At 52.6% G+C, this 13,169-nt stretch carries 11 protein-coding genes; 9 read left to right on the forward strand and 2 right to left on the reverse strand.

What is annotated here, in order from left to right:
* Positions 1-376: 376 nt before the first annotated feature.
* Entirely contained in the window at positions 377-1,852 is a 1,476-nt protein-coding gene (gene ampG, locus ACOKCT_RS15505; protein ID WP_159339711.1) for a muropeptide MFS transporter AmpG, read from the reverse strand.
* Positions 1,853-1,895: 43 nt separating this feature from the next.
* Positions 1,896-2,474, reverse strand: coding sequence for a lipoprotein (locus ACOKCT_RS15510; protein WP_103178480.1), 579 nt, complete (start codon positions 2,472-2,474; stop codon positions 1,896-1,898).
* 304 nt (positions 2,475-2,778) lie between these two features.
* On the opposite strand from ACOKCT_RS15510, the gene bolA reads away from it, so the two are divergent.
* The 9 genes from bolA (at position 2,779) to fadM (ending at position 13,146) form a co-directional block, all read left to right on the forward strand.
* Positions 2,779-3,096 carry a transcriptional regulator BolA gene (gene bolA, locus ACOKCT_RS15515; protein WP_039032378.1) on the forward strand — a complete coding sequence of 106 codons (318 nt, stop codon included), beginning with the start codon at positions 2,779-2,781 and terminating at the stop codon, positions 3,094-3,096.
* Positions 3,097-3,427: 331 nt separating this feature from the next.
* Positions 3,428-4,726 carry a trigger factor gene (gene tig, locus ACOKCT_RS15520; protein WP_103178481.1) on the forward strand — a complete coding sequence of 433 codons (1,299 nt, stop codon included), beginning with the start codon at positions 3,428-3,430 and terminating at the stop codon, positions 4,724-4,726.
* A 260-nt stretch (positions 4,727-4,986) separates the two neighbouring features.
* Positions 4,987-5,610: an ATP-dependent Clp endopeptidase proteolytic subunit ClpP gene (clpP, locus tag ACOKCT_RS15525; RefSeq protein ID WP_032616835.1), complete on the forward strand. Its 624-nt coding sequence runs from the start codon at positions 4,987-4,989 to the stop codon at positions 5,608-5,610.
* Between the two features lie 127 nt (positions 5,611-5,737).
* Positions 5,738-7,012, forward strand: a complete 1,275-nt coding sequence (gene clpX, locus ACOKCT_RS15530) for an ATP-dependent protease ATP-binding subunit ClpX (protein ID WP_103178482.1) — start codon at positions 5,738-5,740, stop codon at positions 7,010-7,012.
* A gap of 184 nt (positions 7,013-7,196) precedes the next feature.
* A complete protein-coding gene (gene lon, locus ACOKCT_RS15535; protein ID WP_103178483.1) occupies positions 7,197-9,551 on the forward strand; it encodes an endopeptidase La in 2,355 nt (784 codons plus the stop codon).
* Positions 9,552-9,761: 210 nt separating this feature from the next.
* Entirely contained in the window at positions 9,762-10,034 is a 273-nt protein-coding gene (gene hupB / locus ACOKCT_RS15540) for a nucleoid-associated protein HU-beta (protein ID WP_002444653.1), read from the forward strand.
* Between the two features lie 210 nt (positions 10,035-10,244).
* Positions 10,245-12,116, forward strand: coding sequence for a peptidylprolyl isomerase (gene ppiD, locus ACOKCT_RS15545; RefSeq protein ID WP_159339712.1), 1,872 nt, complete (start codon positions 10,245-10,247; stop codon positions 12,114-12,116).
* A 148-nt stretch (positions 12,117-12,264) separates the two neighbouring features.
* Positions 12,265-12,651, forward strand: a complete 387-nt coding sequence (locus tag ACOKCT_RS15550; RefSeq protein WP_420193639.1) for a helix-hairpin-helix domain-containing protein — start codon at positions 12,265-12,267, stop codon at positions 12,649-12,651.
* A gap of 96 nt (positions 12,652-12,747) precedes the next feature.
* The gene (gene fadM, locus ACOKCT_RS15555; RefSeq protein ID WP_103178486.1) at positions 12,748-13,146 is read left to right on the forward strand and encodes a long-chain acyl-CoA thioesterase FadM; all 399 of its coding nucleotides are present in this window, start codon (positions 12,748-12,750) and stop codon (positions 13,144-13,146) included.
* Positions 13,147-13,169 lie beyond the last annotated feature (23 nt).

A 13,169-nucleotide genomic window follows, 5' to 3' on the forward strand; every position in this document is an offset into this window, starting at 1 on the left:
AACGTGTTACCGGGTTCTGCCAGATAAGTCACACATGTTGCAAAGTATAGCCAATCCTGGACAGGAGTCCCGCCATTCGCGGCTTATAACGAATCCAGTCCTGTCGGGAGGGGAAAGGGGGTAATTGGTATAACTATTGCGGAAAAGACACAAATAATTAACAAATAATTTTCAATAAAAAGACAATTAAAAAACGGAAAATTAATCTTTCGGTTGCTGAATCGGTTAAAGGAAAATAGGGTTTATTACCGCTTCCAATAATTTCCGGAATTCTAAGAAGCACGAAACAACAAATATTATTTTGACCGGGACAGATTTATTCGCCGTTATAATTTCACAAGGTGATTACAACGGCAAATAACCGTTTTTTATCATTTTACGCCGTTTGGGTTTTACGCATGGCCAGATAATCGAGAAGCGCACCGGTTACGATCCCGACCATCGCCAGTAGCGCACCCACATCAAGCAGCAGCAGGGTAAACGGCAGATCGAGCGTGGTTGTGGCATTCACGATCGCCGCGACAAGCCACAGCGCCAGCATCAGAGATCCCGCAAGTAAGATTCTTAAGGCGAAGCGATAGGCGGACGAGTAGAGCGTTCTTTCCATAAAGTGTTCGGTTTGCTGGGTATATTCCAGCGAACGGCGGCATAGTAATAACAGGAGCAGCCCAGGAATGGCTGCAAACACAGAGAACAGATAGAACTCCGCCCAGCCGTGCGTTTCAACAAACCAGCCCGCGATAGGGCCAACATAGACCCGACCCACCGCAGAGAGGGCCGAGAGCAGGGCGAACTGCGTGGCGGAGAACGATTTATTGCACAAGGTCATCAGCAGCGCGACAAACGCGGCTGTCCCCATCCCACCACACAGATTCTCGAAGAACACCGCCGTCGCCATGCTGAGCATATGCTTATCGGTGATGGAGAGCAGCCAGTACCCGGCGTTTGAAACCCCCTGCAGAATGCCGAAAATCAGCAGGGCACGGAACAGGCTTAAGCGCTGCATCAGCACGCCGCCGTAGAGCGCGCCGATAATGGTGGCAATCAGCCCCAGCGTTTTGTTAACGACCCCCACTTCACCAGCATCGAAGCCCACACCACGTATCAGGAAGGTGGTGGTCAGGCTCATCGCAAACGCATCGCCAAGTTTGTACAACACAATCAACAGCAGAATGAGCCAGGCGTTGTTACGGCCAAAAAAGTCGCGCAACGGTTCAGCCACAGCCTGCTCAAGGGAGCGGGGGACCGGAATCACATCGCTCGGTTCCGGAGCAAGAATTGTGGCGATCATGCAGGGAATAAGCAGGATGGCCATCAGCCAGTACATTCCCTGCCAGCCGAGGTATCTGTCCGCCAGCCACAGGGCCAGCCCGCCTGAGACCAGCATGCCCAGACGGTAACCCAGCACGCTGATGGCGGCCCCGGCGCCGCGCTCTTCGGCTGAAAGCACGTCCGTTTTCCAGGCATCAAAAACGATATCCTGCGACGCAGAGCAAAACGCGATCACTACTGCCAGCGCAGCCATCCAGCGCAGCTGTGACGCAGGCTCAAGAAAGCCCATGGCGGCAATCGCCAGCAGCAGCATCGCCTGGGTCATCAGCAACCAGCCACGACGTCTGCCGAGGAAAGGCGGCGTGTAGCGGTCCATCATGGGTGACCATAAAAACTTAAAGACATAGGCCTGACCGACCAGCGAGAAGAAGCCGATGGTTTTAAGATCGATATTTTCGACGGTCATCCACGCCTGTAGCGTGCCGGATGTCAGGGCAAGGGGTAAACCGGAGGCAAAACCGAGGATCAGCAAGATAGCTGATTTAGGCTGCCGGAAAATGCGTAAGTAGTGACTGGACATGAGGTAAAACTGACCCGACCGGAGGCCGGGTCAGCAGGCAGACTTAACGTGCGTTCTGCTTGATGAATTCGTGAATGCTGGTGTCCTGCGCCATATCGGCGATGGTGTCGGTCAGCACGCTGTTAACCGCGTTAGCAATATTCTGGTTAGAGGCCTGGAACGCACCTTCAACAGAGTAGCTTGCACGGTAGTTTTTGTTCATCTTGTTGCCGTTCTTCGCGGTAGCGATGATGGCGATATCGGCTTTGGTGGCGATGTTATAGCGCACGTTGCCCTGAGAGACGTCGGCGTACAGGTTGTTCACGATGATCTGCAGATCCACCGCACCGCTTGGGCCGACCATATAACCGCGAGCGGTCATCTGCTTCTCAAGCACTTCCTGCAGCAGGAAACGCAGATCGCGGGAGGCGGTCAGGGTTACGACCTGGTTGTCACGGGTAACTTTCGCCAGCGCCTGGTCGCGACGCTGGTCTGCGCCGTTAATGCTTACGGTCACGCCCATCAGGCTTGGATCCTGTTGTGGCAGGGTGATCTTTGGCGAAACATCAATGGTGGTTGGCGGGGTCGCGCAGCCAGCCAGCATAAACAGGGCGACTAAAGGGAAAAAGAGTTTTTTTAACATGTTCAGGCTCTCAACGAATCGTAAGCATATAGAGATAAAAATTGCCGCCATCATAACATCGCCAACGGCAAGGGGAAGTGGTCAACGCATGTAAATTCATCGCCTTGTCTGAAAACTAACCACCTGAAACGCTTTTCCGTTATTCGAACGACAAAACGACGCTTCCCTTATAGGACTTCATACGGTTGAATGAGAAAATCAGACGAAAGCTAAATTTTTGTTGTCTTGTTGTTATGCAAGCGGTAAAAGCGGCTAACATTTAAAGGGATGGGTGACATCTCAGCGTTGTCGGAGGAGTAATTTCATGATGATACGTGAACAGATTGAAGATAAGTTAAGGGCGGCGTTTGAACCTGTGTTCCTTGAAGTCGTCGACGAAAGCTATCGTCATAACGTACCGGCAGGCTCTGAGAGCCACTTTAAGGTGGTGCTGGTCAGTGACCGTTTCGCTGGCGAACGTTTTCTCAACCGTCACCGTATGATCTACGGAACCTTGACGGAAGAGCTCTCGACCACGGTCCATGCGCTGGCGCTCCACACTTATACAATCAAAGAGTGGAAAGGGTTACAGGATACGATTTTCGCATCGCCACCGTGCCGGGGAGCCGGGACGATCGCCTAATAAATCCTGTTTGCAACAGCAGGAGCTTTTCCAGTATGTTGCATAAAGATTACGTCAAAGCGGCCTGCGGGCCGTTTTGTTTTGTCCGGGTTTTGAGCCGGTGGCGCGATTTTAAGGCTAAAAATAGCCTTAATTTGTGAAAAAAGCCGCAGCAACATACGCCAACCGTTCTCGACTCACTAAAGTGATGCCGCTATAATGCCGCGTCTTAATGAATGTCTTCGGGATGATTCTGGCGACAGGGAATGTGAATCTGCTACAAGAGAGCATCCCGGTATTGCGAGGCAAATTCAGAGTTGACCGAGCACTGTGATTTTTTTGAGGTAACAAGATGCAAGTTTCAGTTGAAACCACTCAAGGCCTTGGCCGCCGTGTAACGATTACAATCGCTGCTGACAGCATCGAAAACGCTGTAAAAAGCGAGCTGGTCAACGTAGCGAAGAAAGTCCGTATTGACGGCTTCCGTAAGGGCAAAGTACCGATGAATGTCGTTGCTCAGCGTTATGGCGCTTCTGTTCGCCAGGACGTGCTGGGTGACCTGATGAGCCGCAACTTTGTTGACGCGATCATCAAAGAAAAAATCAACCCAGCCGGTTCCCCGACCTATGTTCCGGGTGAATACAAACTGGGCGAAGACTTCACCTACGCAGTAGAGTTCGAAGTCTATCCTGAAGTTGAGCTGAAAGGCCTGGAAACGATTGAAGTTGAAAAACCTGTCGTTGAAGTGACTGAAGCTGACGTTGACGGCATGCTGGACACCCTGCGTAAGCAGCAGGCGACCTGGAAAGACAAAGACGGCGCTGCTGATGCAGAAGACCGTGTCACCATCGACTTCACCGGCTCTGTAGACGGCGAAGAGTTCGAAGGCGGTAAAGCGTCTGACTTCGTACTGGCGATGGGCCAGGGTCGTATGATCCCAGGCTTCGAAGACGGTATCAAAGGCCACAGCGCTGGCGAAGAGTTCACCATCGACGTGACCTTCCCGGAAGAGTACCACGCTGAAAACCTGAAAGGTAAAGCGGCTAAGTTTGCCATTACCCTGAAGAAAGTCGAAGACCGCGAGCTGCCAGAACTGACTGAAGATTTCATCAAACGTTTCGGCGTTGAAGATGGTTCTGTTGAAGGTCTGCGTGCAGAAGTGCGTAAAAACATGGAGCGCGAGCTGAAAGGCGCCGTGCGTAACCGCGTGAAGTCTCAGGCTATCGAAGGTCTGGTTAAAGCTAACGAGATCGAGATCCCGTCTGCCCTGATCGACAGCGAAATCGACGTTCTGCGCCGTCAGGCTGCACAGCGTTTCGGTGGCAACGAGAAGCAAGCGCTGGAGCTGCCACGCGAGCTGTTCGAAGAGCAGGCTAAACGCCGCGTTGTCGTTGGTCTGCTGCTGGGCGAAGTGATTCGTACCCACGAGCTGAAAGCTGACGAAGAGCGTGTTAAAGGTCTGATCGAAGAGATGGCTTCTGCCTACGAAGATCCGTCAGAAGTTGTTGCTTTCTACGGCAGCAACAAAGAGCTGATGGAAAACATGCGCAATGTCGCCCTGGAAGAGCAGGCTGTTGAAGCGGTTCTGGCCAAAGCGAAAGTGTCCGAAAAAGCCACTTCTTTCAACGAACTGATGAACCAGCAGGCATAATTCTGCCCGCTTTGTTTAAAGTTTGAGCAAAAAACCCGTTGCCTTTCGGCGGCGGGTTTTTTTTATCACAGTTATAAATCACGAAGCGTGATAAAACGCCTTTTCAGTGTTAGCGTTACAACAAAAGATTGTTATGCTTGAAATAGGGCTGAGCCATCCCCATTAGTGGGGAAGCAGTATCAAAGAGACTGGCTGATAATCCGTCCGCAAGGTTACAATCAGTACAGCAGGTATTTTCATTTTTTATCCAGGAGACGGAAATGTCATACAGTGGCGAACGAGATAACTTTGCACCCCATATGGCGCTGGTGCCAATGGTTATTGAACAGACCTCTCGCGGTGAACGTTCTTTTGATATCTACTCCCGTCTGCTTAAAGAGCGCGTTATCTTCATGACCGGCCAGGTGGAAGACCACATGGCGAACCTGATCGTGGCGCAGATGCTGTTTCTGGAAGCGGAAAACCCGGAAAAAGACATTTACCTGTACATTAACTCCCCGGGTGGCGTTATCACCGCCGGGATGTCCATTTACGATACCATGCAGTTCATCAAGCCTGATGTGAGCACCATTTGTATGGGCCAGGCGGCATCGATGGGCGCATTCCTGCTGACCGCAGGGGCGAAAGGCAAGCGCTTCTGCCTGCCGAATTCGCGCGTTATGATCCACCAGCCGCTGGGCGGATACCAGGGCCAGGCGACAGACATTGAGATTCACGCCCGTGAAATTCTGAAAGTTAAAGGGCGTATGAATGAACTTATGGCTCACCACACGGGTCAATCACTTGAGCAGATCGAGCGTGATACCGAGCGCGATCGCTTCCTGTCCGCACCAGAGGCAGTTGAGTACGGATTAGTCGACTCCATTTTGACCCATCGTAATTGATGCCCACGACGCGGGTGTGCCGCTATACTATGGTAGGGCGGCACTTTGCTTACGAGCAGCTTGCGTCTGAGAATGGCATTTGCGTCGTCATGTGCGGCACAAAGAACTTAAAAAGAGGTTTTGACTCATGACAGATAAACGCAAAGATGGATCGGGCAAACTGCTTTACTGCTCTTTTTGCGGCAAAAGCCAGCATGAAGTGCGCAAACTGATTGCCGGGCCATCCGTGTATATCTGCGACGAATGTGTCGACTTATGTAACGACATCATCCGCGAAGAGATTAAAGAAGTCGCACCACACCGCGAGCGCAGCGCGTTACCGACCCCGCATGAGATTCGTCATCATCTTGACGACTATGTCATCGGCCAGGAACAGGCGAAAAAAGTGCTGGCAGTGGCGGTGTACAACCACTACAAACGTCTGCGTAACGGGGATAACAGCAACGGCGTTGAGCTGGGCAAAAGTAACATTTTGCTGATCGGCCCAACCGGTTCCGGTAAAACCCTGCTGGCAGAAACGCTGGCACGTCTGCTGGATGTTCCATTCACCATGGCCGATGCCACCACCCTGACCGAAGCCGGTTATGTGGGTGAAGATGTGGAAAATATCATTCAGAAACTGCTGCAGAAATGTGATTACGATGTGCAGAAAGCACAGCGCGGTATCGTTTATATCGATGAGATCGATAAAATCTCGCGTAAATCCGATAACCCATCGATCACCCGTGACGTTTCCGGTGAAGGTGTGCAGCAGGCATTGCTGAAACTGATCGAAGGGACGGTTGCCGCGGTTCCACCGCAGGGCGGTCGTAAGCATCCTCAGCAGGAGTTCCTGCAGGTTGATACCTCCAAGATCCTCTTTATCTGTGGCGGTGCGTTTGCCGGTCTGGATAAAGTCATCGCTAACCGTGTTGAAACCGGCTCGGGTATTGGCTTTGGCGCCACCGTAAAAGCGAAGTCTGAAAAAGCGAAAGAGGGCGAACTGCTGATGCAGGTTGAGCCAGAAGATCTGATCAAGTTTGGTCTGATCCCTGAGTTCATCGGTCGTCTGCCGGTTGTCGCCACGCTGACAGAACTGAGCGAAGATGCGCTTATTCAAATTCTGAAAGAGCCGAAAAATGCCCTGACCAAGCAGTATCAGGCGTTGTTCAATCTGGAAGGTGTTGAGCTGGAATTCCGCGACGAAGCGCTTGATGCGATTGCTAAAAAAGCGATGGCACGTAAAACCGGTGCCCGTGGCCTGCGTTCCATCGTTGAAGCAGCCCTGCTTGATACCATGTACGACCTGCCTTCCCTGGAAGAGGTCGAGAAAGTGGTCATCGACGAGTCCGTGATTGCCGGTCAAAGCAAGCCGCTGCTGATTTACGGTACGCCGGAAGCGCAGCAGGCATCTGGCGAATAATTCACCAGAGCATACAAGCAGTTAATCAAAAAGGGGGGATTTAATCCCCCCTTTTATTTTTCCGTAAACATGACGTTGAATGTGTGGGAAACATCCCCATATACTGGATTACATGTTAATGGTTATGTGAAGCACAGTCTCATGACCAGCTTACCTGGCGGACACTAAACTAAGAGAGAGCTCTATGAATCCTGAGCGTTCTGAACGCATTGAAATCCCCGTATTGCCGTTGCGCGATGTGGTGGTTTATCCGCACATGGTCATACCCTTATTTGTAGGGCGGGAAAAATCTATCCGTTGCCTTGAAGCCGCCATGGATCATGATAAAAAAATCATGCTGGTTGCGCAGAAAGAAGCATCAACGGATGAGCCGGGTGTAAACGATCTTTTCACCGTCGGGACCGTGGCCTCTATTTTACAAATGCTGAAGCTGCCTGACGGCACCGTAAAGGTGCTGGTTGAGGGGCTACAGCGTGCGCGTATTACCACGCTATCTGACGATGGCGAACACTTTGCGGCAAAAGCGGAATACCTCGACTCGCCTCAGCTGGACGAGCGTGAGCAGGAGGTGCTGGTTCGCACCGCGATCAGTCAGTTTGAAGGCTACATCAAGCTGAACAAAAAAATCCCACCAGAAGTGCTGACGTCGCTCAACAGTATCGACGATCCTGCACGTCTGGCAGACACTATCGCTGCACACATGCCGCTGAAGCTGGCGGACAAACAGTCCGTGCTGGAGATGTCCGACGTTAACGAGCGTCTGGAATATCTGATGGCGATGATGGAGTCTGAAATCGATCTGCTGCAGGTTGAGAAACGCATTCGCAACCGCGTGAAGAAGCAGATGGAGAAATCTCAGCGCGAGTACTATCTGAACGAGCAGATGAAGGCTATTCAGAAAGAGCTCGGCGAGATGGATGACGCGCCGGACGAAAACGAAGCGCTGAAGCGTAAGATCGACGCGGCGAAAATGCCGAAAGAGGCCAAAGAGAAAGCGGAAGCAGAACTGCAGAAGCTGAAAATGATGTCTCCGATGTCGGCTGAAGCGACCGTTGTACGCGGCTATATCGAGTGGATGGTTCAGGTTCCGTGGAACGCCCGCAGCAAGGTCAAAAAAGACCTGCGCCAGGCCCAGGAGATCCTGGATACCGACCACTACGGTCTTGAGCGTGTCAAAGACCGCATCCTTGAGTACCTTGCGGTTCAGAGCCGTGTGAATAAGCTCAAGGGGCCAATTCTCTGCCTGGTCGGGCCGCCGGGGGTGGGTAAAACCTCTCTGGGGCAGTCCATCGCCAAAGCCACCGGTCGTAAATATATCCGTATGGCGCTGGGCGGGGTGCGTGACGAGGCGGAAATCCGCGGTCACCGCCGGACCTATATCGGCTCAATGCCGGGCAAACTGATCCAGAAGATGGCGAAAGTGGGCGTTAAAAACCCGCTGTTCCTGTTAGATGAGATCGACAAAATGTCGTCCGATATGCGCGGCGATCCGGCGTCTGCCCTGCTTGAAGTGCTGGATCCAGAGCAGAACGTGGCATTTAGCGATCACTACCTGGAAGTGGACTACGATCTGAGCGATGTGATGTTCGTGGCAACCTCTAACTCCATGAACATCCCGGCACCGCTGCTGGATCGTATGGAAGTGATCCGTCTTTCTGGCTACACCGAAGACGAAAAGCTGAACATTGCCCGTCGTCACCTGCTGTCGAAGCAGATTGAACGTAACGCTCTGAAAGAGAGCGAACTGACCGTCGATGATAGCGCGATTATCGGCATCATTCGTTACTACACCCGTGAAGCGGGCGTGCGTAGCCTGGAGCGTGAAATTTCCAAGCTGTGTCGTAAAGCGGTTAAACAGTTGCTGCTCGATAAGTCGTTGAAGCACATTGAAATCACTGGCGACAACCTGCACGAATACCTCGGTGTTCAGCGCTACGACTATGGCCGCGCGGACAGCGAAAACCGCGTCGGACAGGTTACGGGTCTGGCATGGACTGAAGTAGGCGGCGATCTGCTGACCATTGAAACCGCCTGCGTACCGGGTAAAGGTAAGCTGACCTACACCGGATCGCTGGGTGAAGTGATGCAGGAGTCCATTCAGGCTGCGCTGACCGTGGTGCGCGCCCGCGCGGAAAAACTGGGTATTAATCCGGACTTCTACGAAAAACGCGACATTCACGTTCACGTGCCGGAAGGGGCAACGCCGAAAGATGGCCCAAGCGCCGGTATCGCCATGTGTACCGCGCTGGTTTCTTGCCTGACCGGTAACCCGGTTCGTGCCGATGTGGCAATGACCGGCGAAATCACCCTGCGTGGCCAGGTATTGCCGATTGGCGGTTTGAAAGAGAAACTGCTGGCGGCACACCGCGGTGGCATTAAAACGGTTCTCATTCCGTACGAGAATAAGCGCGATCTGGAAGAGATTCCGGATAACGTTATCGCCGATCTGGATATCCATCCGGTGAAACGTATTGAGGAAGTTCTGACACTTGCGCTGCAGAATGAGCCTTCAGGAATGCAGGTTGTGACCGCAAAATAGTGACCTCGCGCAAAGAGCGTCAATAAAAAAAAGGTTGGTAAGCTATTTCGGGCTTGCCAGCCTTTTTTTGTATAGCTAATTTAGATTGCTGATTGGGCCAGCCATCAACAACGGGTGTTGTAAGGTCATGGCAGGCCTGATATAACTGCTGCGCGGTCGCGTTGTGAAGGATTCAGACGCGATATAAATTATAAAGAGAGGAAGAGAAGAGTGAATAAATCTCAACTGATTGACAAAATTGCTGCGGGTGCTGACATCTCCAAAGCTGCGGCTGGACGTGCGTTAGATGCTTTGATTGCTTCTGTTACCGAATCTCTGCAGGCTGGGGACGACGTAGCGCTGGTAGGTTTTGGTACTTTTGCTGTTAAAGAGCGTGCTGCCCGTACTGGCCGCAACCCTCAGACCGGTAAAGAGATCACCATCGCTGCTGCTAAAGTTCCGGGCTTCCGTGCCGGCAAAGCGCTGAAAGACGCGGTAAACTGATCGCTTTCTTACTTCAGGGAAGTTGAAAAGTACAAGGGCGCATCATTTGATGTGCCTTTTTTGTTTGTCCAGGCCTGATTTATGTGAGTTTATGCGAGTTGTGGGCTGACAATAGCCCCGGTTTCTTGTCACAATACGTCTTTACGCGCTGCGGTCAGGATTCCGCCAGCGTCAGGTCACCAGTCACCTACAGCGGAGTGTGGTTACACCATGATGGACAGCTTACGCACGGCTGCTAACAGTCTCGTGCTCAAGATTATTTTCGGTATCATTATCGTGTCGTTCATATTGACCGGCGTGAGCGGATACCTGATTGGCGGTAGTGCAAACTACGCCGCAAAAGTGAACGACCAGGAAATCAGCCGTGGGCAGTTTGAGAATGCATTTGCCGGTGAACGTAACCGCATGCAGCAACAGTTAGGCGATCGGTTCTCTGAACTGGCGGCGAACGAAGGGTACATGAAGAACCTGCGTCAGCAGACGCTGAACCGTCTTATCGACGAAGCGCTGCTGGATCAGTATGCCCGTGAGCTGGGTCTGAGCATCAGCGATGATCAGGTGAAGAATGCGATTTTCGCTACCCCTGCTTTCCAGAATAACGGCAAATTTGATAACACCCGTTATACCGCCATCGTTAATCAGATGGGGATGACGCCGGATCAATACGCTCAGGCACTGCGCAATCAGCTCACCACTCAGCAGCTTATTAACGCTGTTGTAGGCACCGACTTCATGCTTAAGGGCGAAGCGGACGAGCTGGCGACGCTGGTTGCTCAGCAGCGCGTCGTGCGCGAAGCCACTTTCGACGTTAACGCCCTGGCGGCTAAACAGCAGGCGAGCGACGAAGAGGTGAAAAGCTACTACGAGCAGAACAAAAACAACTTCACCGCCCCGGAACAGTTCCGCGTGAGCTACATCAAGCTGGATGCGGCTGCGATGCAGGAGAACGCCACCGATGCGGAGATCCAGTCTTACTACGATCAGCATCAGGATCAGTTCATTCAGCCACAGCGTAACCGTTACAGCGTGATTCAGACCAAAACGGAAGCCGACGCTAAAGCGGCGCTGGATGAGCTGAACAAAGGCACCGACTTTGCAACGGTCGCAAAAGAGAAGTCCACCGATATCATCTCTGCGAAAAACGGCGGTGACATGGGTTGGCTGGAAGAGGCCACCACCCCGGACGAGCTGAAAAATGCCGGCCTGAAAGAGAAAGGTCAACTTTCTGGCGTGATTAAATCTTCCGTCGGTTTCCTGGTGGCACGTCTGGATGATATTACCCCTGCGACAACCAAACCGCTGGCGGACGTCCATGATGAGATTGCGGCGAAAGTGAAGCAGGAGAAAGCGCTGGATGGCTTCTATGCGTTGCAGCAGAAAGTGAGCGATGCGGCCAGCAACGACAACGAATCCCTGGCGGGCGCTGAGCAGGCTGCGGGCGCGAAAGCTGTCACCACCGGTTGGTTTGATCGTGACAACCTGCCGGAGGAGCTGAACTTCAAGCCAGTGGCGGATGCTATCTTTAGCGGTGGTCTGGTGGGCGAAAACGGCACCCCGGGCAGCAACTCCGACATCATCACCGTGGACGGCGACCGCGCCTTTGTCCTGCGTGTGAGTGAACACAAGCCGGAGGCTGTTAAGCCGCTGGACGAGGTGAAAGATCAGATCGCTGCGCTGGTGAAACATAACAAAGCCGTGCAGCAGGCGAAGCTGGATGCTGAAAAGCTGCTGGCTGAGCTGAAAGCCGGTAAAGGTGATGAGGCGCTGAAAGCGGCTGGCCTGAGCTTTGGCGAGGCGAAGACCCTGAGCCGTACCGGTCAGGATCCGATCAGCCAGGCGGCATTTACCCTGAGCCAGCCTGCGAAAGACAAACCGAGCTTTGGTATCGCCAACGATATGCAGGGCAACGTAGTGATTGTGGCGCTGGATGAAGTCAAAGCGGGCACCATGCCGGAAGCGCAGAAGAAAGCGATGGTTCAGGGTATCACCCAGAACAACGCCCAAATCGCTTTCGAAGCGTTGATGAGTAATCTGCGTAAAGAAGCCAAAATTAAGCTGGGCGATATCATTACTCAGCAGTAATTACGGCGCTGGTCGCAAACTTAAGCAACATACTGCAATACCAAAAGGCCGCTTTCGCGGCCTTTTCCATTTCTGCAATCTGCTGTTTGTGCCTGAAAAGCGGCCCGAATAAGGTAAGGGGGCTGTCAACAAACAAGGAGAAAACAGCATGAAACATGGAATCAAAGCCCATTTCATCACGCTTGCCATCGTAACGGCGGGGTTGAGCCACAGCGCGCTGGCGGCACCCTCGGTCGCGAAAACGCCGGTCACGCAAAGCAAATCTGAGCCGTCGGTCTCCGTCACATCATCACCGCAGTCGAAAGCCGCCGCGAGCAGCAAAAACGGCGAAGAGGAAGGGGTGCGGGTCAGCATTAATTCTGCATCGGCAGAGGAGCTGGCAAAGGTGATGAATGGCGTGGGGATAAAAAAAGCCCAGGCGATCGTCAGTTACCGCGAAGAGTACGGTCCGTTTAAAACTCTGGACGATCTCCGGCAGGTTCCGGGTATGGGTGGGGCGCTGGTGGAACGTAATCTTGCGCACCTGATGCTGTAATAACTTGCACAGTGGTAAAAATTTGCCAGGATAAAGAGGTCGTACCAGTTATGACCTCTGAATCTTATAATTAACTACCCTGAAGGCTATTGCGCTATGCAGACCCAAATCAAAGTTCGCGGTTACCACCTTGATGTTTACCAACACGTTAATAACGCCCGTTATCTGGAGTTCCTCGAAGAGGCGCGCTGGGATGGACTGGAAAACAGCGACAGTTTTCAATGGATGACCGCGCACCGTATCGCTTTTGTGGTGGTGAACATCAATATCAACTATCGCCGGCCCGCAGTGCTCAGCGATCTACTCACCGTGACCAGCCAGCTACAGCAGTTGAACGGGAAAAGTGGGGTATTGAGCCAGGTGATCACCCTGGAGCCGGAAGGACAGGTGGTGGCAGATGCATTGATTACCTTTGTCTGCATCGATCTGAAAACGCAGAAAGCGCTGCCGCTGGAGGGGGAGTTACGTGAGAAGCTGGAGCTGTTAATCAAATAACCCCGCTTCTGATGCCGGGCGAA

Source organism: Leclercia sp. M-A074-M (assembly GCF_965195605.1).
Taxonomy (GTDB): domain Bacteria; phylum Pseudomonadota; class Gammaproteobacteria; order Enterobacterales; family Enterobacteriaceae; genus Enterobacter.

Coding starts and splice junctions, on each gene's coding strand:
- clpP (WP_032616835.1), top strand. CDS start 4,987: ATGTCATACAGTGGCGAACGAGATAACTTTGCACCCCATATGGCGCTG.
- tig (WP_103178481.1), top strand. CDS start 3,428: ATGCAAGTTTCAGTTGAAACCACTCAAGGCCTTGGCCGCCGTGTAACG.
- ppiD (WP_159339712.1), top strand. CDS start 10,245: ATGATGGACAGCTTACGCACGGCTGCTAACAGTCTCGTGCTCAAGATT.
- ampG (WP_159339711.1), bottom strand. CDS start 1,852: ATGTCCAGTCACTACTTACGCATTTTCCGGCAGCCTAAATCAGCTATC.
- ACOKCT_RS15510 (WP_103178480.1), bottom strand. CDS start 2,474: ATGTTAAAAAAACTCTTTTTCCCTTTAGTCGCCCTGTTTATGCTGGCT.
- bolA (WP_039032378.1), top strand. CDS start 2,779: ATGATGATACGTGAACAGATTGAAGATAAGTTAAGGGCGGCGTTTGAA.
- fadM (WP_103178486.1), top strand. CDS start 12,748: ATGCAGACCCAAATCAAAGTTCGCGGTTACCACCTTGATGTTTACCAA.
- clpX (WP_103178482.1), top strand. CDS start 5,738: ATGACAGATAAACGCAAAGATGGATCGGGCAAACTGCTTTACTGCTCT.
- lon (WP_103178483.1), top strand. CDS start 7,197: ATGAATCCTGAGCGTTCTGAACGCATTGAAATCCCCGTATTGCCGTTG.
- ACOKCT_RS15550 (WP_420193639.1), top strand. CDS start 12,265: ATGAAACATGGAATCAAAGCCCATTTCATCACGCTTGCCATCGTAACG.